Origin of the sequence: Streptomyces griseoloalbus (genome assembly GCA_014650015.1) — a bacterium.
In the GTDB taxonomy this organism is placed as follows: domain Bacteria; phylum Actinomycetota; class Actinomycetes; order Streptomycetales; family Streptomycetaceae; genus Streptomyces; species Streptomyces griseoloalbus.
In genome coordinates, this window is record BMUD01000011.1 from 95,567 (window position 1) to 116,626 (window position 21,060).

At 72.1% G+C, this 21,060-nt stretch carries 17 protein-coding genes and 1 pseudogene; 12 read left to right on the forward strand and 6 right to left on the reverse strand.

Going from position 1 to position 21,060, the window contains the following annotated elements; genetic code table 11:
* Positions 1-7: 7 nt before the first annotated feature.
* Positions 8-1,555 carry an MFS transporter gene (locus IE178_RS18385; protein ID WP_193513073.1) on the reverse strand — a complete coding sequence of 516 codons (1,548 nt, stop codon included), beginning with the start codon at positions 1,553-1,555 and terminating at the stop codon, positions 8-10.
* Positions 1,556-1,639: 84 nt separating this feature from the next.
* On the opposite strand from IE178_RS18385, the gene IE178_RS18390 reads away from it, so the two are divergent.
* Positions 1,640-2,221 (forward strand): TetR/AcrR family transcriptional regulator, encoded by a 582-nt coding sequence (locus IE178_RS18390; protein WP_184764076.1) that lies wholly within the window; start codon positions 1,640-1,642, stop codon positions 2,219-2,221.
* Between the two features lie 15 nt (positions 2,222-2,236).
* On the opposite strand, the gene IE178_RS18395 is transcribed toward IE178_RS18390, so the two are convergent.
* On the reverse strand, positions 2,237-3,472 hold the full coding sequence (locus tag IE178_RS18395) for a PucR family transcriptional regulator (RefSeq protein WP_193513074.1): 1,236 nt from the start codon (positions 3,470-3,472) through the stop codon (positions 2,237-2,239).
* Positions 3,473-3,610: 138 nt separating this feature from the next.
* Between IE178_RS18395 and IE178_RS18400 the strand changes: the two genes are divergently transcribed.
* The 3 genes from IE178_RS18400 to pruA are packed head-to-tail and all read left to right on the forward strand — an operon-like array spanning position 3,611 to position 6,343.
* Positions 3,611-4,537, forward strand: a complete 927-nt coding sequence (locus IE178_RS18400) for a proline dehydrogenase family protein (protein WP_193513075.1) — start codon at positions 3,611-3,613, stop codon at positions 4,535-4,537.
* Positions 4,530-4,676, forward strand: coding sequence for a hypothetical protein (locus tag IE178_RS18405; protein ID WP_193513076.1), 147 nt, complete (start codon positions 4,530-4,532; stop codon positions 4,674-4,676). The genes IE178_RS18400 and IE178_RS18405 overlap by 8 nt, the downstream gene beginning before the upstream one ends.
* A gap of 35 nt (positions 4,677-4,711) precedes the next feature.
* Positions 4,712-6,343 (forward strand): L-glutamate gamma-semialdehyde dehydrogenase, encoded by a 1,632-nt coding sequence (gene pruA / locus IE178_RS18410; protein ID WP_184764080.1) that lies wholly within the window; start codon positions 4,712-4,714, stop codon positions 6,341-6,343.
* Between the two features lie 74 nt (positions 6,344-6,417).
* Here pruA and IE178_RS18415 read toward each other — a convergent pair.
* Positions 6,418-7,054 (reverse strand): annotated as a pseudogene (locus IE178_RS18415) (alpha/beta fold hydrolase).
* A gap of 296 nt (positions 7,055-7,350) precedes the next feature.
* Here IE178_RS18415 and IE178_RS36040 point away from each other — a divergent pair.
* The 6 genes from IE178_RS36040 (at position 7,351) to IE178_RS18440 (ending at position 15,022) form a co-directional block, all read left to right on the forward strand.
* Positions 7,351-7,482 carry a hypothetical protein gene (locus IE178_RS36040; RefSeq protein ID WP_106982032.1) on the forward strand — a complete coding sequence of 44 codons (132 nt, stop codon included), beginning with the start codon at positions 7,351-7,353 and terminating at the stop codon, positions 7,480-7,482.
* Positions 7,483-7,549: 67 nt separating this feature from the next.
* Complete coding sequence (locus IE178_RS18420) at positions 7,550-8,593, forward strand: 3-isopropylmalate dehydrogenase (protein ID WP_193513077.1); 1,044 nt, start codon at positions 7,550-7,552, stop codon at positions 8,591-8,593.
* Positions 8,594-8,844: 251 nt separating this feature from the next.
* On the forward strand, positions 8,845-9,933 hold the full coding sequence (locus IE178_RS18425) for a branched-chain amino acid aminotransferase (RefSeq protein ID WP_193513078.1): 1,089 nt from the start codon (positions 8,845-8,847) through the stop codon (positions 9,931-9,933).
* Between the two features lie 459 nt (positions 9,934-10,392).
* Positions 10,393-11,670, forward strand: a complete 1,278-nt coding sequence (locus IE178_RS18430) for a TolB family protein (RefSeq protein ID WP_193513079.1) — start codon at positions 10,393-10,395, stop codon at positions 11,668-11,670.
* Positions 11,671-11,972: 302 nt separating this feature from the next.
* Positions 11,973-13,577, forward strand: a complete 1,605-nt coding sequence (gene cimA, locus IE178_RS18435; protein ID WP_193513080.1) for a citramalate synthase — start codon at positions 11,973-11,975, stop codon at positions 13,575-13,577.
* Positions 13,578-13,660: 83 nt separating this feature from the next.
* Positions 13,661-15,022: a hypothetical protein gene (locus IE178_RS18440; protein WP_193513081.1), complete on the forward strand. Its 1,362-nt coding sequence runs from the start codon at positions 13,661-13,663 to the stop codon at positions 15,020-15,022.
* A gap of 128 nt (positions 15,023-15,150) precedes the next feature.
* Here IE178_RS18440 and IE178_RS18445 read toward each other — a convergent pair whose 3' ends face one another.
* Positions 15,151-15,762, reverse strand: a complete 612-nt coding sequence (locus tag IE178_RS18445) for a YceI family protein (protein ID WP_184764088.1) — start codon at positions 15,760-15,762, stop codon at positions 15,151-15,153.
* A gap of 137 nt (positions 15,763-15,899) precedes the next feature.
* Here IE178_RS18445 and IE178_RS18450 point away from each other — a divergent pair, with 137 nt between their 5' ends.
* The gene (locus IE178_RS18450; protein ID WP_193513082.1) at positions 15,900-17,231 is read left to right on the forward strand and encodes a glycosyltransferase; all 1,332 of its coding nucleotides are present in this window, start codon (positions 15,900-15,902) and stop codon (positions 17,229-17,231) included.
* A gap of 15 nt (positions 17,232-17,246) precedes the next feature.
* Here the strand turns inward: IE178_RS18450 and IE178_RS18455 are convergent, their stop codons facing one another.
* Both IE178_RS18455 and hpnR read right to left on the reverse strand, forming a co-directional pair.
* Positions 17,247-18,125 carry a DMT family transporter gene (locus IE178_RS18455; RefSeq protein WP_193513083.1) on the reverse strand — a complete coding sequence of 293 codons (879 nt, stop codon included), beginning with the start codon at positions 18,123-18,125 and terminating at the stop codon, positions 17,247-17,249.
* 211 nt (positions 18,126-18,336) lie between these two features.
* Entirely contained in the window at positions 18,337-19,830 is a 1,494-nt protein-coding gene (hpnR, locus tag IE178_RS18460; protein WP_193513084.1) for a hopanoid C-3 methylase HpnR, read from the reverse strand.
* 331 nt (positions 19,831-20,161) lie between these two features.
* Here hpnR and IE178_RS18465 point away from each other — a divergent pair, with 331 nt between their 5' ends.
* A complete protein-coding gene (locus IE178_RS18465; protein WP_184764091.1) occupies positions 20,162-21,016 on the forward strand; it encodes an SDR family NAD(P)-dependent oxidoreductase in 855 nt (284 codons plus the stop codon).
* Positions 21,017-21,060: the final 44 nt, after the last annotated feature.

The following is a 21,060-nucleotide window of genomic DNA, read 5'->3' on the forward strand; positions in this document are numbered from 1 at the left end:
CTCGTTCTCACCCGCCGGACGGGCTGACTCGATCAGCTCGTCCGGCGTTTTCCGTGGGTGCTTCCTCATGCGCCCCGATGCGCCGCAGACCCGTCGCCGCCAGACCCGCCGCCCCGGTCAGCAGCACCGCCCCCGCGATCGCGGCGCCCTGCATCCCGCTGGTGAACGCCTCCCGTGCCGCCGTCGCCAGGGCGTCCCCCGCACGTCCCGGCAGCTCGGCGGCGACCGCGAGGGCGCCGCCCAGGGTCTCCTGAGCGGGAGCGGGTGCGCCCGCGGGGATGTCGTGGCGGTAGACGGCCGTGCCGATGGAGCCGAGGACGGCCATGCTCAGGGCGCCGCCGAACTCGGTGCCGGTCTCCAGCAGGGAGGACGCCGCTCCCGCCTTCTCGACCGGGGCCGTGCCGAGCGCCAGGTCGGTGAGCAGCGACATCACGACGACGATGCCCGACGCCATCACCCCGCACGCGGCCAGCACCGGCCACAGCGAGTCCGTACCCGCGAGCGCCAGCAGCCCGTAGCCGCCCGCCGCGACCAGGAAGCCGCCCGTCACGACGTGCGCCCGGTCGACACCCCGCTGGACCAGCTGCGCGGCGACCGGTGCGGCGACACCGATGAGCACCGACGGCAGCAGACTCCACAGCGCCGCCTCCAGGGCGCTCTTGTCGAGCACCGACTGCAGGTACTGGGTGGTGAAGTACGCCGAGCCCATCATGCCGAAGGCCGACATCGTGGTGAGGACCACCGCCGGGGTGAACCCGTGGCCGCGGAAGAGGGCCGGAGAGATCATCGGCGAGGCCGTCGTGCGCTGCCGGTGCACGAACAGCGCCGCGAAGAGCAGTCCGACGGTGATCGAGACGACGTACCGGACGTTCCAGCCCTCGGAGGGCAGTTCCTTCAGCCCGTAGACCACGGGCAGGACCGCCGCCATCGACAGCGGTACGCCGATCAGGTCGAACCGGCCGGGGGAGGGGTTCTTCGACTCGGGCAGGAGCACCGGGCCGAGGATCAGCAGCAGGGCCATCGCGGGCAGGTTGACCAGGAAGACCGAGCCCCACCAGAAGTGCTCGACGAGCACGCCGCTCATCACCGAGCCGAGCGCGATCCCGGCCGTCATCACCCCGGACCACAGCCCGATCGCCTTCGCCCGCTGGGCGGGGTCGGTGAACATCGTGCGGACCAGCGCCATCGTCGACGGCATCAGGGTCGCGCCGCCGATGCCGAGGACCGCGCGGGCCGCGATCAGCGTCTCGGCGGTGTGCGCGTACGCCGCGAGCAGGGAGGCGGCGCCGAAGGCCCCGGCGCCGATGAGGAGCAGCCTGCGGCGGCCGATGCGGTCGCCCAGCGACCCCATCGTCATCAGCAGGCCGGCCAGGACGAAGCCGTAGATGTCGAAGATCCACAGCTGCTGGGTGCCGCTCGGCCTGAGGTCCGCGCTGATCTCCGGGACCGCGAAGTAGAGGACGGACACGTCCATCGAGACCAGCAGCAGCGGAAGCATCAGCACGGCGAGCGCGGTCCACTCACGGCGGCCCGCGCGGGGTGGGGTCATCGTCATGCCGGTGACTGTACGGGTGTCCTATACGGTTGTCTAGGACGTGCGTATAAGACGTGCGTATGGACGGATGGGTAGAGTGGCGCCATGGGACACCGTGAGGATCTGCTCGAGGGCGCCAAGCGCTGCCTGCTCGCCAAGGGGTTCGTACGCACGACGGCCCGTGACGTCGTCAAGGAGTCGGGGACCAACCTGGCGTCCATCGGCTACCACTACGGGTCGAAGGACGCGCTGCTCGCACAGGCCTACATCGCGCTGGTCGAGGGGATGGGCGACGCCTTCGACGGCGGCGGGACCGTGGACGGTACCGAGCCCGGTTCCCTGGAGCGGTTCGAGCAGGTGTGGTCCAACATCATCGGCACCATGAAGGGGCCCGGCTCGATCTGGCGCCTCAGCATGGAGGTGCTCGCCATCGGCGACCAGCTGCCCGAGGTGCGCGACCATCTGGCGGTGGCCCAGCGGGAGGCCGGACGCGGCCTGATCCCGCTGCTGATGGGCGGCCGGGAGGAGGACGTGGCCGACGAGACCGCGGACACCCTCGGCATGTTCTACGTGACCCTGATGACGGGCCTCATCGCCCAGTGGACCTTCGACCCGAAGACCGCCCCCGGCGCCGAGCAGCTGACCGCCGGCCTCCGCCGGGTCGTCGAGGCCGCCGCCCCGCGCTGACGGCCCGCGCACCGGTCACAGCCGGTGCGCCTTCAGTGTCATGTGCAACAGCAGCCGGTCCTCCCCGTCGTCCAGGTCCAGACCGGTGAGCTGCTCGATCCGGGACAGCCGGTAGTACAGCGTCTGCCGGTGGATGCCCAGCTCGGCGGCGGTGCGGCCGGCCTGGCCCGCGCAGTCCAGGTAGACCTCGGCGGTGCGGGCGAGTTCATGGTGGGCGGGGGAGAGCAGAGGGCTGACGACGGGGTCGTGGGCGGCGCCCGGGGGCAGTGCCGTCAGCAGCCGGAAGGGCCCGATCGACGCCCACTGGGCGACCGGCCCCAGCCGGGGTTCGGCCAGCGCCGCCCGCGCCGACGCCGACGCCTCCTCCCAGGCCGCGCCCAGGTCGGCGAGACCCGCGCGGGGTGCGGCGATCCCGGCGGCCACCGGGGGGCCGCCCCGGCTTCCCGGACCGCTCCCGCGCGTGCGCTCCAGAAGCCGCGCGGCCGCCGTCGTCGCCGGAGCCGGTACGTCCGCCGAGCGCAGCCGCAACAGCAGGGCCAGGGACGAAGCGGTGGCTCCCCACGGCAGGGTGCACAGCGCCGTCGCGCCCGGCACCGTACGGACCGAGGGGGCGTCGTCGGGGTCGGCGGAGGGCCAGGGGGCGACGCAGACCACCGTGTGCAGACCCTCGGCGCGGCTGCCGAGGGCGGTGCGCAGTTCGGCGACCGCCATCTCCCGCTGCCAGCCCCGCTCGGCCGTCAGCACCGCCCGCAGTTCCCGCGTGAGATCGGCGCCCTGCTGGGCCTCGTCGGCGAGCAGTGCCCCGATCCGGGCCGTCACCCCCATGGCCGCGCCGAGCTGCCGCTCGGAGGGGCCCGGGTCGTAGTCCAGCAGCCAGACGTAGCCGAGGACGACACCCCGATGGCGCACCGGAAGGCAGATCCGCCCCCGGTGCACGCCCGCCTCCGGGGTGCGCGGGATGCGGACCGGGCCGGTCGCGCGGGTGATGCCGAAGCCCTCGAACCAGGCGCGGACGGCGGCCGTCGAGCGGCGGGTCAGGATCGAGCGGGTGCGCACCGGGTCCAGCGCCGACGGATCGAGGTCGCCCTCGCTGTCGTACGCCCCGAAGGCGATCAGCTCGAAGTCCCGGTTCTCCAGGGTCGCCGGAGCGCCGAGCAGCTCCGAGATCTCGTCCACCAGCTCCTGGTAGTCATCCCTGTATTCCGACGTCACCAGGGCATTCTGCCCCAAAATCCTGATGCCTTCATACATCTGTCTGAGATCTGCCGCACGGATGCGTGACAGCTGTCGATGGCAGACGATCGGGGGGATCCTTAGGTTTCACGGTGGTTCTCCGTGCCGTACCCGAATGGTCGGGTGACGGCCTCATGCAGCTTGTGGAGGTGCCCCGTGCTGGGTCCCGTGATTCTCGCCGCGTCGCGCAGCGACCGGATGCGACGCCTGATCTCGGCGGCCCCGGTGACCAGGCAGGTCGTCGACCGCTTCATCCCCGGTGAGACCGTCGACGAGATCCTGCCGATCATCCAGGAGCTCACCGGCGACGGCCTGGAGCTGACCATGGACGTCGTCGGCGAGGACATCACCACCCCGGAGCAGGCCACCGCCGCCCGCGACGCGTACCTGGAGCTGATCGACCGGCTGAAGCCGCTGGAGCTCGGCACCCGCGCCGAGATGTCGGTGAAGCTGTCGATGTTCGGGCAGGCCCTCCCCGGCGGCCACGAACTGGCGCTCGCCAACGTCCGCCCGGTCGTCGAGGCCGCCGCCGGGATCGGCACCACGGTCACCCTGGACGCCGAGGACCACACCACCCTCGACTCGATGTTCGCCATCCACGAGGAGCTGCGGAAGGACGTCCCGGGAACCGGCTGCGTCATCCAGGCCTACCTCTTCCGCACCGAGGAGGACGCGCGCCGCCTCGCCGCGAGCGGCAGTCGCGTACGGTTGGTGAAGGGGGCCTACAAGGAACCCGCCGAGGTCGCCTACCAGCAGAAGCACGAGATCGACAAGGCGTACGTGCGCATCCTGCGGACGCTGATGGAGGGCGAGGGCTACCCGATGATCGGGTCCCACGACCCGCGTCTGATCTCCATCGCCCAGGAACTCGCCCACCGCGCCGGACGCAAGCTCGACGAGTACGAGTTCCAGATGCTCTACGGCATCCGGGGCGACGAGCACCTGCGGCTGGCCGCCGAGGGCCACCGCATGCGTGTCTACACGGCCTACGGCACCGACTGGTACGGCTACTTCATGCGCCGCCTGGCCGAGAAGCCGGCCAACCTGAGCTTCTTCCTGCGGAGCATGATCAGCCATGACTGAGACGACTCGGCTGCGCCGCAGCCCCGGCCCCGGCCGGGGGCCCGGGGGCCGTCCCCCGGGCGGGCACGGCGTGCGCCGCCCGGCGGAGGAGCCGGCCAACCCGCGCTTCTTCGCCCGCAGCATGATCACCAAGGGCTGACACCACACCGCTCAAGTCAAGGAGTTACGGAAACCATGGACGCTGTGACCCAGGTCCCCACCCCCGTCAACGAGCCGGTGCACGGCTACGCCCCCGGGACGCCCGAGCGCGCCCGGCTGGAGGCCAAGCTCAAGGAGCTGGCCGACAACCCGATCGACCTCACCTGCACCATCGGCGGTGAGCGCAGGATGGGCGGCGGCGAGGCCTTCCAGGTCGTCCAGCCGCACAACCACCGGGCCGTGCTCGGCACCTACCGCAACGCCACCCGGCAGGACGCCCAGGACGCCATCGACGCGGCCCTGGCCGCCGCTCCCGCCTGGCGCGCGATGTCCTTCGACGACCGCGCGGCGATCATCCTGCGCGCCGCCGAGCTGCTGGCCGGCCCCTGGCGCGAGACCATCGCCGCCTCCACCATGCTGGGCCAGTCCAAGACCGCCCAGCAGGCCGAGATCGACAGCCCCTGCGAGCTGGTCGACTTCTGGCGCTTCAACGTCCACTACGCGCGCGGCATCCTCGCCGAGCAGCCCCCGGCCAACTCCCCGGGCGTGTGGAACCGCCTCGACCACCGCCCGCTGGAGGGCTTCGTCTACGCGATCACGCCGTTCAACTTCAGCGCCATCGCGGCCAACCTGCCCACCGCGCCCGCGCTCATGGGCAACGTGGTCGTCTGGAAGCCGTCCCCGACCCAGACCCACGCCGCCGTGCTGCTGATGAGGCTGCTGGAGGAGGCGGGCCTGCCCAAGGGCGTCATCAACCTCGTCACCGGCGACGGCATCGAGGTCTCCGCGGTCGCCCTGGAGCACCGGGACCTCGCCGGCATCCACTTCACCGGCTCGACCAAGACCTTCCAGCACCTGTGGAAGACGGTCGGGAACAACATCGAGAAGTACCGCACCTACCCGCGCCTGGTCGGTGAGACCGGCGGCAAGGACTTCGTCGTCGCCCACCCGTCGGCCGACCCCGCGATCCTCAAGACCGCGCTGACCCGCGGTGCCTTCGAGTACCAGGGCCAGAAGTGCTCGGCGACCTCCCGCGCCTACATCCCGGCGTCGATCTGGAACTCCGGCTTCAAGGAGGAGTTCGCGGCCGAGGTCGACGGCATCAAGATGGGTGACGTCACCGACCTGTCCAACTTCATCGGCGCCGTCATCGACGAGCGGTCCTTCGCCAAGAACAAGGCCGCCATCGACCGCGCCAAGGAGGACGCCTCCTGCACCATCGTCGCGGGCGGCACCTACGACGACTCCGAGGGCTACTTCGTCCGCCCGACCGTCATCGAGTGCGCCGACCCGGAGAACGAGGTGTTCCGCACCGAGTACTTCGGTCCGATCCTCGCCGTGCACGTCTACGACGACGAGAAGTACGACGAGATGCTGACCCAGATGGAGTCGGTGTCCGACTACGCCCTGACCGGCTCGGTCATCGCGAACGACCGCGCGGCGGCGGCGTACACGATGGACAAGCTGCGCTACGCGGCCGGCAACTTCTACATCAACGACAAGTCGACCGGCGCCGTCGTCGGCCAGCAGCCCTTCGGCGGCGGCCGCGCCTCCGGCACCAACGACAAGGCCGGCGCCCCGCAGAACCTGATGCGCTGGACCCTGACCCGCGCCATCAAGGAGACCCTGGTCCCGCCGACCGACTACACCTACCCGCACATGGGCTGATCTTCCAGCACCCCCGCGAGGGCCGGGCCGTCGATGTGACGGCCCGGCCCTGGTGCGTTCTGGGGGTGAGCGTGTCAGGAGGTGAGGCTGCGGGCGAGGAAGTCCCGGATCAGGGCGGCGATCCGGGACGCGTGGGTCTCCAGGGCGAAGTGGCCGGTGGGGAGCAGATGCACCTCGGCCTCCGGCAGGTCGCGCTGGAAGGCGAGGGCGCCGGCCGGGACGAAGATCGCGTCGTGGGCGCCCCAGGTGGCGAGCAGCGGGACCTGGCTGTCGCGGAAGTACGCCTGGAAGGCCGGGTACAGCGCGATGTTGGATCCGTAGTCGGAGATCAGGTCGAGCTGGATCTCCGCCTGCCCGGGGCGTGCGAGGAGCGCGGCGTCGTGCTCGTAGGCGTCGGGGCTGACCAGGCTCGGGTCGGGAACACCGTGCAGGTACTGCCACTTGATGCCGTCCGGCGTGTAGATCTCCCGCACCGGCGGGCGTGGCCGACCGTCCGAAGCCGATGTGGTCGGGGGCGATCACCCGGTAGCGGTCGGCGAGGAGCGGGATGAGGTCGCGGAACATGTGCGAGCTGCTGGGGAAGCCGTGCAGGAGCAGCAGCACGGGGGCGTCCGCGGGACCGGCCTCGCGGTAGGCGACCTCGTGGCCGCGGAGGGTGAGGGTGCGGTGGTGGGTGGGCATGCGGGCGACCCTTCTAACCGGTGAATGCATGGTGAGTGGTTGGCTGTGAGCGCAGTCCATCATGGGTGCTCTAACCAGTCAACATGTTGAGAGCGGTTAGATTTCGGGGTGCCGTCTCAGATAGTAGGAAGTCCGAGTAATTGTGGAGACAGCTGCTCCTCGCTCCCTTACTTTTGTAGGAGCCGAACGCCTCGCTCGACCAAGCGAACGGCGGTCGTGAGCCGGGCCCGTGCAGGCAACCCCTGTGGCCGTCGCTCCCCGCCCCACTCGGCGTCTCGTACTCCCCCTTTTCCGCACTTCCGGCATGTCGAAGGAGTCGATGACCCATGGCCGAGACGACCGTCCGCCGCCGCGTCCGCCACACCTCCCGCACCAGCGAATCCGACCGCAAGAACGCGGCCGCCGCCCTCCAGCGCGCCCTCGACCGCAGGGACAACGGCGGCTCGACCGGCCACTGACACGCCGTCGGCGTCCGCATGCCGGACGTCGCATGTCATCCCGTGGGACGAGGAGTAGGGTGCCCGCATGTCTCGCAGCATCAATCTCGCAGTGATCCCCGGTGACGGCATCGGCCAGGAGGTCGTGGCCGAAGGTCTGAAGGTCCTCTCCGCCGTCCTTCCGCAGGATGTGAAGCTGGAGACCAAGGAGTACGACTTCGGCGCCACGCGCTACCACGCCACCGGTGAGACCCTCACCGACGGCGACCTCGACGAGCTGAAGCGGCACGACGCCATCCTGCTCGGCGCCATCGGCGACCCCAGTGTCCCCTCCGGCGTCCTCGAGCGCGGCTTCCTGCTCAAGCTCCGCTTCGCCTTCGACCACCACGTGAACCTGCGTCCGTCGAAGCTCCTCCCCGGCGTCGCCACCCCGCTCGCCGGGCAGCCCGAGATCGACTTCGTGGTCGTCCGCGAGGGCACCGAGGGCCCGTACACCGGCAACGGCGGCACCATCCGGAAGGGCACCGAGCACGAGGTCGCCACCGAGGTCTCCGTCAACACGGCCTTCGGTGTCGAGCGCGTGGTCCGCGACGCCTTCGCCCGCGCCCAGGCCCGCCCCCGCAAGAAGCTCACGCTGGTCCACAAGAACAACGTGCTGACCTTCGCCGGGCATCTGTGGACGAACATCTTCAACAAGGTGGCTGAGGAGTTCCCCGAGGTCACCACCGACTACATCCACGTCGACGCCGCGACGATCTACCTCGTCACCGACCCGGCCCGCTTCGACGTCATCGTCACCGACAACCTCTTCGGCGACATCATCACCGACCTCGCCGCGGCCGTCTCCGGCGGCATCGGCGTCGCCGCGAGCGGGAACATCAACCCCTCCGGTGACTACCCGTCGATGTTCGAGCCCGTGCACGGCTCGGCCCCGGACATCGCCGGCCAGGGCAAGGCCGACCCCAGCGCCACGGTCCTGTCCGTCGCCCTCCTGCTGCGCCACCTCGGCTACGAGCCCGAGGCGAGCCGCATCGAGGACGCCGTCTCCGCCGACCTCGCCGACCGCGGCGGCCTGCCCGCCCGCAGCACCTCGGAGATCGGCGACGCGCTCGCCGCACGAGTAGCCGGCTGACCCGGCGCGCTTACTCGACACCATTCGAAGCCGCCGGGTCGCATCCGCTCCCGGCGGCTTCCGCATGTCCCCGCCGGGTGCCACCATCGACCAACGGGCCGCATTCACCCTGTTTCTTCCGCCGTCGCCCCCGGGCGATAATCGGACACGGAGCCGCGGAATGAGGGAATGCTCGGACATCCTAGTACTGGCCACCGGCCGTACGGGCGTGTGCGCGGCCCGTCACTACAACCGGTGAAGGACAACCACTCATGACGACGCCCACGATCGAGCTCAAGCCCTCGGCCCACCCACTCGCGGACGCGGAGCGCGAGGCGATCCTGGCCAGCCCCGGGTTCGGCCGCCACTTCACCGATCACATGGTGACGATCAAGTGGACCGAGGGCCGTGGCTGGCACGACGGTCAGCTCGTCCCGTACGCGCCGATCTCCCTCGACCCCGCCACCACCGTCCTGCACTACGCGCAGGAGATCTTCGAGGGACTGAAGGCCTACCGTCAGCCCGACGGCTCCGTCGCCACCTTCCGCCCCGAGAAGAACGCCGAGCGTTTCCAGCGCTCCGCCCGCCGCCTCGCCATGCCCGAACTGCCCGTCGAGACCTTCATCGAGGCGTGCGACGCCCTCGTCGCGCAGGACAAGGCGTGGGTGCCGGCCCACGGCGGCGAGGAGTCCCTCTATCTGCGCCCGTTCATGATCGCGACCGAGGTCGGCCTGGGCGTGAAGCCGGCCAACGAGTACCTGTTCCTGGTGATCGCCTCCCCGGCCGGTGCCTACTTCCCGGGCGGAGTGAAGCCGGTCTCCATCTGGGTCTCCGAGGACCGCGTCCGCGCCGTCCCCGGCGGCATGGGCGACGCGAAGACGGGCGGCAACTACGCGGCCTCCCTGCTCGCCCAGGCCGAGGCCGCCACCAAGGGCTGCGACCAGGTCTGCTACCTCGACGCGGTGGAGCACACCTGGGTCGAGGAACTGGGCGGCATGAACCTGTACTTCGTGTACGGGGACAAGATCGTCACCCCCACCCTCAGCGGTTCCATCCTGGAGGGCGTCACCCGTGACTCCCTGCTGGGCGTCGCCCGCGACCTCGGCTACGAGGCCGTCGAGGAGCGGGTCTCGGTGGAGCAGTGGCAGCGCGACTCGGAGAACGGCAGCCTCACCGAGGTCTTCGCCTGCGGCACGGCGGCCGTCATCACCCCGGTCGGCACCGTCAAGCGGGCCGGTGCCGAGTGGACGCAGAGCGGTGGCGAGCCCGGCGAGGTCACCCTCCGCCTGCGCCAGGCCCTCCTCGACATCCAGCGCGGCACCGCCGAGGACAAGCACGGCTGGATGCATCCGCTCGGCTAGGGCCGTTCTGACCATTCGCGTCGTCGCCCGCAGGGCAGGCGGGAATCGTCAGAAGGCCCTAGTCCTTCACCGTCTCTCCCTCAGGGCCGCTCCCGACTCCGTGCCGGGGCCGGCCCTGAGGGCGTTTCCGCGGGACCACGACTGTCCTGGTGTTCGAGCAAGACTCAAGAGAGAGGGACGGCACCTCGACGACGCCTGGATGCGGGACATCGGGCCCCCGTTCCTCACCGACGGCCGGCGCGGCACCGACCGGCCCAAGTCCTCGGCCATGTACGGGAGTTCCTCACCGAAGCCGTCCTCGCGGACGCCTGAGCCCGCGCCCGGGTTGTACTCGAAACGGCGGATTGACCGGGTGGCCGGCGATGCGGTTGGCTCGGGGGAGCCCTCGGCGCGGGCCGGGGGAGCGGCCGTCCACGGGGGACACGGGGGACACGGGGACACGGGGAATCAGGGGAAACCATGCGCAGAGCCATGCGGGGGGCGTGCGTCGCGGTGATCGCGGGGGCGATGGTCGCGCTGTCGGCGACCCAGGCGGCACCGGCGCCGGGACCGGGGACCGAGCGGGTCACGCTGTCGGCGACGGGGGAGCAGGCCGACGGCGCCGCGTACGGCCCTCGGCTGAGCACCGACGGCCGGTTCGCGGCCTTCAGCGCGAACGCGTCGAACCTGGTGCCCGGCGACACCAACGGGCTGACGGACGTCTTCGTGCGCGACCTGCGCGAGGGGACCGTCGAGCGGGTCAGCGTCAGCTCCGACGGCGCGCAGGCCGACGGCGACTCGTCCGCGCTGGGCATCAGCGCCGACGGCCGGTACGTCCTGTTCCGCTCCCGGGCGGGGAACCTGGTGCACTGGGACGATCCGCCGGCGGACACCGGGGTCCACGACATCTACCTCCACGACCGGCGCACCGGCCGCACCGAGCGGATCAGCGTCGGCCTCGACGGGGGGTCCGCCTACGCGGGCGGCGCCGTCATGTCGGCGAACGCCCGCCACATCGCCTTCAACGCCAAGGCCGACCGCATGGAGAGCGACCCCGGTGACCTCTTCGGCGCCGTGTACGTCCTCGACCGGCGTACCGGCGCCGTGGAGCGGATCAGCAACCGCGACCGCCCGACGAACCCGGCGATCCTGGACGGCATCAGCGCCGACGGCACCTTCGTGGCGTACACCCAGTCGGTGCCGCGCAGCTCGTACGGCGCCACGTGGGTGCACGACCGCCGCACCGGCACCGAGGAGCAGGTGAACGTCAGGGCGGACGGCACCCCGGCCCAGCGGTACGCCATGCCCGCCTCGCTCTCCGCCGACGGCCGTACCGTCGCGTTCCAGTACTGGGGCGACGACCTGGTCCCGGGCGAGGAGCCCGGGGACGACATCCACCTGTACGTGCGCGATCTGCGGACCGACGTCACCCGGCGCGTCGATTCCGGCCCGGCCGGCGAGCACCGGCCCCAGGAGCCGGTGCTCAGCCCGGACGGCCGGTACGTCGCCTACCGGGCGGAGCCGCGCCTCGCGGACGGAGGGCTCGGGCCGTCCAACGTCTACCTCCGCGACCTGCGCACCGGCAGCACGCGGCTGATCAGCGAGTCCGTCACCTCGGGGCCCGTGACGGACGCCTCCGTGACGGTCTCCTGGGTGGGTGCCGGCGCCCGGCGCATCGGCCTCGGCAGCGAGTCCGCCCAGCTCGTCCCGGACGACACCAACGGCCACTACGACGGCTTCGTCCGCCGCCTGCGCTGACCACGCACCGCCCGCATCCTGAGACGGATCGTGAGCACGGGGGCGCCTTGTGCCAGAATCCCCCCGTGCTCTCGTTCGCCACGATTATTGGCAGCAGGCGCGCCGGTCCGCAGTGACCGCACGTACGACACGGTACGGGCGGACATCGTCGTCCTCGACCCGCGCGCAGACCTCTCGCACCCGCGAGGGGTTTTTCTGTTTCCTGGCCCACCCACAGCCGGGAACGGGGCGCGAGGGAACATGGGGGGACGGTGGAGCCGGTCATTCCGGTAGACCGAGATCAACTCAGGAGCCTTCACACCATGACCGCAACCAGCGAGCCCGACGACTCGTTCCACGTCTTCGACACCACCCTGCGCGACGGCGCCCAGCGCGAGGGCATCAACCTCACGGTCGCCGACAAGCTCGCCATCGCACGGCACCTGGACGAGTTCGGCGTGGGCTTCATCGAGGGCGGCTGGCCCGGCGCGAACCCCCGGGACACCGAGTTCTTCGCCCGCGCCCGGCAGGAGATCGAGTTCCGGCACGCCCAGCTGGTCGCGTTCGGCGCCACCCGCCGCGCCGGCACCACCGCCGAGAAGGACCCCCAGGTCAGGGCGCTCCTCGACTCCGGCGCCCAGGTGATCACGCTGGTCGCGAAGTCCCACGACCGCCATGTCGAGCTGGCCCTGCGCACCACCCTCGACGAGAACCTGGAGATGGTCCGCGACACCGTCTCCTTCCTCAAGGGCCAGGGCCGCCGGGTCTTCGTCGACTGCGAGCACTTCTTCGACGGCTACCGCGCCAACGCCGAGTACGCCAAGACGGTCGTCCGCGCCGCCGCCGAGGCCGGCGCCGACGTCGTCGTCCTCTGCGACACCAACGGCGGCATGCTCCCGGCGCAGATCCAGGCCGTGGTCGCCACCGTGCTCGCCGACACCGGCGCCCGGCTCGGCATCCACGCCCAGGACGACACCGGCTGCGCGGTCGCCAACACCCTCGCCGCCGTGGACGCGGGCGCCACCCACGTGCAGTGCACGGCCAACGGCTACGGCGAGCGGGTCGGCAACGCCAACCTGTTCCCGGTGGTCGCCGCCCTGGAGCTGAAGTACGGCAAGCGGGTGCTGCCCGAGGGGCACCTGCGCGAGATGACCCGTATCTCGCACGCCATCGCCGAGGTCGTCAACCTCACCCCCTCCACCCACCAGCCCTACGTCGGTGTCTCCGCCTTCGCGCACAAGGCCGGCCTGCACGCCTCCGCGATCAAGGTCGACCCGGACCTGTACCAGCACATCGACCCCGAGCAGGTCGGCAACACCATGCGGATGCTGGTCTCCGACATGGCCGGCCGCGCCTCCATCGAGCTCAAGGGCAAGGAGCTCGGCATCGATCTCGGCGGCGACCGGGAACTGGTCGGCCGGGTCGTGGAGCGGGTCAAGGAGCGCGAGCTCAAGGGCTACACCTACGAGGCCGCCGACGCCTCCTTCGAACTGCTGCTGCGCGCGGAGGCCGAGGGCAGGCCGCTGAAGTACTTCGACGTGGAGTCCTGGCGCGCGATCGTCGAGGACCGCCCCGACGGCACCCACGCCAACGAGGCCACGGTCAAGCTGTGGGCCAAGAGCGAGCGCATCGTCGCCACCGCGGAGGGCAACGGCCCGGTCAACGCCCTGGACCGCGCCCTGCGCGTCGCCCTGGAGAAGATCTACCCCCAGCTCGCCCAGCTGGAGCTGGTCGACTACAAGGTCCGCATCCTGGAGGGCAAGCACGGCACCCAGTCCACGACCAGGGTCCTGATCTCCACGTCCGACGGGGCGGGGGAGTGGTCCACGGTGGGCGTCGCGGAGAACGTCATCGCCGCGTCCTGGCAGGCCCTGGAGGACGCGTACGCCTACGGGCTGCTGCGGGCCGGCGTGGAGCCGGCGGCGTAGGAACCCGGCCCGGCAGGGGTGTCACCGGAACCCCTGCCGACCCCGATGTCCGTTTCCAGCGGAATTCGGGTAGCTTCGAACGTATGAAGGACGCGCTGACGCGTACCCTCGTACGCCTGCTGATCGTGCCGGTGGCCTCCGTACTGGCGGTCCTGATGGCCGGTGCGCCCGGGGCGCAGGCGGCCACGGATCTGTCGGTCGTCGCCCGGGAACTGCGCGAGAGCCCCGTCTACGTCGACCCCGGGGCCAGGGACATCCTGGCCCCCTCCGACGCCCAGGCCCTCGCCGACAAGATCGAGGACGCGGACAAACCCGTCTTCGTCGCGGTCCTCCCGGCGGGCTATCCGACCCAGGACCTCTTCAGGAACCTGCGCACCGAGACCGGTGTCACCGGTCTGTACGGCATCCGGCTCGGCGACGCGTTCGACGCGCGCGCCGACAGCAGTGTGCTGAGCCGCGACGGGGTGCGCAACCTCGTCACGGCCGTGCAGGGCGCCGGCGACGCGAAGGCCCAGCTGAACGACTTCGTCGACGACGCGCTGCGCAACACCGGCGGCTCGGCTCCGAGTTCCTGGAGCGAGGGGTCCGGCGGCAACGCCCCCGTCGGCGGGCTGATCACCGTCGGAGCGGTGCTGGCGGCCGGCGGCGTGGGCGCGTACACCCTGGTCCGCCGCAACCGGCGGCGCCACGAGGAGGAGCAGCGGGCCGCGCTGGAGAAGCTGCGGGTGGTGGTCGACGAGGACATCACCGCGTTCGGCGAGGAACTCGACCGCCTCGACTTCCACCCCTCCGAATCCGGCGCGGACGACGCGATGCGCGCGGACTACGAGCACGCGCTGGACGCCTACGAGCAGTCCAAGTCGTACATGGCCCAGGCGCGCAAACCGGAGGACGTCCGTGCCGTCACCCAGGCCGTGGAGGACGGCCGCTTCTCCCTCGCCCGGCTCGCCGCCCGCCGCGAGGGGCGCCCGCTGCCGGAGCGCCGGCCGCCCTGCTTCTTCGACCCCCGCCACGGGCCCTCGGTGACCGACGCCACCTGGACGCCGCCGGGCGGCGCCACACGCGAGGTCCCGGTGTGCGCGGCCGACCGGACCCGTCTCGCCGACGGTCTCGACCCCGCCGTCCGCGAGGTCGACACCGACTACGGCCGCCGCCCCTACTGGGACGCGGGTCCCGCCTACGGCCCCTGGGCGGGCGGTTACTTCGGCGGCGGCCTGCTGCCCGGCCTGCTCGTCGGCACCATGCTCGGCGGCATGATGGCCGGCCCCGGCTACGCGACCGACTACGGCGCGGGCTACGGCGACTTCGGCGGCTACGCGGGCGGCGACGTCTCCGGCGCGGACTTCGACGGCGGCGACTTCGGCGGCGGCGACTTCGGTGGCGGGGGCGGCTTCGGCGGCGGCGACTTCGGTGGCGGCGGGGGAGACTTCGGCGGCGGCTTCTGAACGGGCACGGCCCGGTTCCGCCCGGCCGCCGGCGTTCCCGGGTACGCCGAGCGCCCGCCCTCCCGTACGGGGGAGTTGGGGGGCGGGCGCGCTCAGGGGGGCGCCGGTCGGGGGCGCCGGGGGCGGTGTCAGGCGGTCTTGCGGATCGCCGAGATGTCGAAGTTCAGCTTGATCTTGTCGGAGACCAGGACGCCACCCGTCTCCAGCGCCGCGTTCCAGGTCAGGCCCCACTCGGAGCGCAGGATCTCCGCCTTGCCCTCGAAGCCGACGCGCTCGTTGCCGAAGGGGTCGGTCGCGGCACCGTTGAACTCGAGGTCGATGGTGAGCGGCTTGGTGGTGCCCAGGATGGTCAGGTCACCGGTGACGCGGTAGTCGTCGCCGCCGAGGGCCTCCGCCTTGGTCGAGCGGAACGTCATCGCCGGGAACTCGTCCGTCTTGAAGAAGTCCGCCGTCTTCAGGTGACCGTCACGGTCGGCGTTGCCCGTGTCGATGCTGTCCATCACCACGTCGAGGGTGGCCGTGGAGCTGGACGGGTCGGAGCCGTCGAGCCGCAGCGTCCCGGTGAAGTCCTTGAAGCCGCCCTTGACGTTGGTGATCATGGCGTGCCGGGCGACGAAACCGATCGTGCTGTGCGCGGGGTCGATCGTGTACTCGCCGGTCAGCGCGGCGAGGTCCGGGTTCACGGCGGAAGCGGTGGTCGCGGTGGCGGTTCCGTCGTTCTTGCGGCCGAAGATGCTCATGGTGTTCCTCCTGGGAGATCAGGTTGAATGTTCAACTAACTGAACGGAACCCACCGTAGACCTATTCCCTTCAACATTCAACATCTTTGCCGTGGGTGGCGCGATTCAGTCGCCAAAACGCGTGGTACCCGCAGGTCGTGCTCTCGGTAGCGGTGCTGGTGGAGCTGCTGCGGCGCGACACGTCGGGCGGCCATGTGAAGTGCTGGGAACACTTCGCGCGCAGCGCCGCCCGCCTTCCGGAGCGCCTGTCCCCCGACCGCGGCGGCACACCACCCGACCTGGACCTGACCGTCTACTTCCTCGGCGAACGGGAGCGCGTGGAGCCCCTGAGCCCGCACGTCCGGATCGTCGCGCTCCGGCCGGTGCTCAGCACGGCGGCGATACGGTCGGCCGACAGCGCGGAGGACGTCTGCGACCTCGCGCCCTGGCATCCGAGGCTCGCGGCCCTGCTGCCCCGGCACGACGTCTGGCACCTCACCCACAGCTTCGCCTTCGCCGCCACCGCCGTACGGCTCGACCACCACGCGGCCCGGCGATCCGCCCCCCGGCCCCGGCTCATCGGCTCCGTGCACACCGACGTACCGCTGCTCGCCTCCGTCTACGCCCGCTATCTCACCGACCGCTGGCTGCCCGGCACCCATCCGACGGTGGACGACCTTCTCGCCGACCGGGCCGAGACCCGGCTGCGCCGGCGCCGGGACCGGCTGCTGAGCCGCTGCGAACGCGTCCTGGTCCCGACCCCGGAAGGGCGCGCGGAGCTCGCCCGCACGCTCGGCCCGCACCGCGTGGCCCTGCTGCGCCGCGGCATCGACCACGACCTCTTCCGGCCCGACCCCACCGCACGCGCCCGGCTCGTGCGCGAGTACGGCGTACCGGCCGACCGCCCGCTGGTGCTGTTCGCCGGCCGGCTGGACGCCACCAAGGGCGTGCCCCTGCTGACCGAGAGCGTCCGGCTGCTGCGCGCCCGCGGCGGTGCCGCGCACCTGGTCATGGCGGGTTCGGGCGCGGAGGAGGCCGCCGTACGCCGCGCGCTCGGGCCGGACGTCACCCTGCTCGGGCCGCTCCCGCAGGACCGGCTGGCACGGGTGTACGCGGGCTGCGACGTCTTCGCCTTCCCGTCCCGCACGGAGACCAGCGGCAACGTCGTCGCGGAGGCGATGGCGTGCGGCCTGGCGGTCGTCCTGCCCGAGGGCGCGCACACCACCCGCTGGCTGAGCGCACCCGGCCGGGACGGCATCGTCGTCCCCCGGGACGACCCACGGGCCTGGGCGGACACCCTGCGCCCGCTGCTCGACCGACCCGCCGCACGCGAGGCGGTACGGCAGCGGGCGGCGGTGACGTCCAGGACCAGCCACCCCACCTGGGACCGGGTGCTCGGGGAGGACCTCCTGCCGGTCTGGTCCCGCCCCGCCCGGACACTCCGGCACACCCCGAGAGCCGGCCGCGCGTCCGGCACCCACACCTCTTGAGCGGCCGGGACCCGCTCACCCCCCGCCGTCCCGGTGCCGACCGTGCGACGCCGCGATGACCGGTGACGTGTCCAGGCTCGCGATCCCCGCCGCCACCAGGGCCAGCCCCGCCACCGTCACCGCCGAGACCGGCCAGCCCGTGCGGATCGTCTCGTCGAAGAGGAGCATGCCCACGGTCACCGCGACCACCGGTTCCGTCGCGTCCAGGACGGTCATGCTCGCGGCCAGCGGACCCTGCTGGAACGCGCTCTGGATGAGCAGCAGGCCGCCCACGCTGGCCGCGACGAGCGCGTAGGTCTGCCAGGCGGCCAGGGCCGCGAACAGCCCGTGCCGGAGCCGGTCCACCGTCGCGGCCAGCAGGACGGACTGGGTGCCCATGACCGCCCCCGCGGCGAGCGCCGTCGCCGAGGCCCGCCACGGGCCGGCCAGCACCCGCGCGGTCGCGAGGGCACCGCAGACCACGACGGCGATCACGCCGACGGCCAGCAGCCAGGGCAGCGGGCCGGCCGCCCGCGGGTCGCCGCCGTGCGGGCGGGCGGAGACCAGGGCCAGCGCCAGACCCACCGCCACCGCGAGCGTGCCGGACCACTCGCGCCGGCCCAGCCGCAGCCGGTGCAGCCGAGCCGACAGCGGGACGGCGAAGACCAGTTCGGCGACGATCAGCGGCTGCACCAGGCTCAGCGGCCCGAACGCCAGCGCCAGCGACTGGAATCCGTACGCCACCACGGCCAGAGCGATCCCGCAGAGCCACAACCGGTCGCGCGCCAGATGCCCCAGCAGCCGGGCCGTGAGCGCCTCCGCGTCCGGCCGCGCCGCCGCCGCCCACTGCTGCATGACCCCCGCGACGGCGAAACAGACACCCGCGGCGAGCGAGGCGAGGACGGCGATCCCCATGTCGGAAGAACCCCCGGTCCAAGTCAGGCGGTGTCGTTCGGAGCGTGCTGAGCCGAGCGGGGCCCGGCAGGCGTGTCCACCGCGTTGTCGTCGGCCGCCGGGGCTCCGCCCCGGCGCCCTCCTGCGCCTTGCGGCGGCACGGACCGGACCCCGCTCGGCTCGGCCGCGAGGCGCCGCTTCCCGGAAGTCGGCCTGATCCCGACGACACCGTCTAGTCCGGCGTCCGGCGCGTGTCCTGCGTCGCGTCCCGGGTGTGGACGTACAGCCTGCGCCGGTCACCGACGTCGAGGTGCCGGGGGAGCGGCAGCTCGTGACGTACCGGCCGCGCATGGTCGGCGAGTTGCCGGCGCGGGTCGTAGACCTGGTTGAACTTCCACAGCATGCGGGCGAAGTTCGTCTGCCCGTGCAGCAGATGGGTGGCGAGCACGCGCGCCGCGCCGAACGCCGTGCGCACCCCCAGATGCTTGCGGTTGATGACCGCCTGGGTGCGCACCAGCTCCTCGTAGAAGCGCTCCAGCGGCAGCGTGGTGGGCACCACCGCGTGCTGGATGTCGAAGAGCCGGTAGTCGCGGGTGGTGAGCCGGCGCGACTCGGTGTGCCAGATCTCCGTACCCGGATACGGCGTCATCACGGTGAAGTGCACGATCTCCGGCACGGCCAGCGCGAACTCCCGCACCACCCGGAAGCGTTCCTCGTCCCAGGCCGGGTCCACGATCAGGTTGACGGCGACCTTGATGCCGAGCCGACGGGCCGTCTCCAGCGCCCTGAGGTTCTCGTCGGGACTGACCCGCTTGCGGTACAGGTCGAGTCCTTCGGCGTCGATCGCCTCCATGCCGAGGAACATGTAGCGCAACCCCAGCCGCGCCCATCGCTCGAACACCTCGGGGTGGCGCAGCAGGACGTCGGAACGCGTCTCCAGGTAGTACCGCTTGCGGATGCCGCGCCGCTCGACCTCGGCGGCGATGGCGTTCCCGTGCTCGGGACGGATGAAGGCCACGTCGTCCACGATGAACACGTTCGGCTCGCGGACGCTCGCCAGCTCCTCCGCCGCCGCCTCCGGCGAGGCCTTGCGGTAGCTGCGGCCGTAGAACGTCCACGCCGAGCAGAACGAGCAGTCCCAGGGGCAGCCCCGGGTGAACTCGACGGAGGCACACGGATCGAGCTCGCCGATGAAGTAGCGGCGCCGGCTGCGCATCAGGTCACGCGCCGGCAGCGGCGCGTCGATACCGTGCAGCATCAGCGGCGCGGGGCCGCGACCGGACGCCGTGACGATGCCCGGCACACCCTCCACCCCGCCGTCGCGCACCGCCTCCAGCAGCGGCGCGACCGCCGGCTCCCCCTCCCCGCGGACCACCGCGTCGACCGCGCCCGCCGCCTGTTCGAGGACCTCCTCGGCGACGAAGGAGACACTGTGCCCGCCTAAGAACACGAAGCAGTCCGGCACCTCCCGCTTCACCCGCTCCGCGAGCCCGATCGCCTCCGGGATGTTCGCCAGGTAGTTCAGCGAGATGCCAAGGGCCTGTGGACGGAAGGACCGCACCTCGTCGCGCAGCCGGTTGTGACCGAGCACCTGGAGGTCGACGACCCGGACCTCGTGACCGGCCGCACGGGCGGCGCCCGCCACCCGCTCCAGGCCCAGCGGTTCGAGCCGAAGGAAGATCTCGGAGTACATCAGGGCACTGGGGTGGACGAGCAGCAGACGCATGGTGACCTCGCCACGGGGGCCGGACGGACCGGACAGGAAAGGGTGCCCCCTTCGTATACCGGGACATCGGGCCGCGTATCCCTCATACGCCCGCCTGGCCCCATCGTGCGGCACGCAGGAGTGGTCCTGCGGCGCGGCCCACGGCCCCCCGGCGCGCCGGGCCGCCCTGCCCGCCGACGGGGAGAACGGCGCGTCCGGACCGGGCGGCACCGGGGCCGGGCGGACGGGCTCCAGCACTGGCGCGGTGCACCGGAGTGGGGGTGTCCTGGAGGGCGAGGACCCGCAGCGACCACGAGACCTAAGCGGACCGACAGCGCAGGGAGACCGACTCGTGACCACCACCGGCTCCGGCTCCACCTACGACCCTCCGGCGGACCCCGCGCGCGGTGCCGCCGCCTCCGCCCGGGCAGCCGCGCGGGGACACGGGCCGCCGCCCCGCACGGACCGGCGGGTAGCCCTCGTCACCGGCGCCTCCTCGGGCATCGGCGCGGCCACCGCGCGGCGCTTCGCCGCCGGGGGCTGGCATCTGCTGCTCAGCGGCCGGGACCGGCGCCGGCTGGAGGAGACGGCGTCCGGTACGTCCGCGGTCCTCCTGCCCGCCGACCTCGGCGCCCCGCAGGGGGCGCGGCTCCTGGCGGAGGCGGCCCTGCGGGCGACCGGCCGGATCGACGTGCTGGTCGCCGGGGCGGGCATCGGCTGGGCGGGGCCCTTCCTGACCATGCCGCACACCGACATCGACCGGGTGCTGTTCCTGGACCTCAACGCGACGCTGCACCTCGTGCGGGAGGTGCTGCCCGCCATGGTGGAGTCCGGCCGGGGCCGGGTGGTGCTCGTCGGATCGGTGGCCGGCTGCGTGGGAGTGCGGGAGGAAGCGGTGTACTCCGCGGCCAAGGCCGGACTCGCCGCGTTCGCCGAGGCGCTCCGGCAGGAACTGCGCGGTACGGGTGTGGGGGTGACGCTCGTCGTGCCCGGCCCCGTCGCGACGGGCTTCTTCGCCCGCCGCGGCAGGCCGTACCACCGGTCCCGCCCCCGGCCCACCTCACCCGGCCGGATCGCTGCCGCCGTCTGGGACGCCGTCGCCGAGGCCCGCGACGACACCTACATCCCCGCCTGGCTCACCCTCCCGGCCCGCGTACGCGCGCTCACGCCCAGCCTCTACCGCAGACTCCTGAACCACTTCGGCTGAGGACCCGTGCGGATCGGCGGCCGGCGCCTCCCCGCCGACATCAT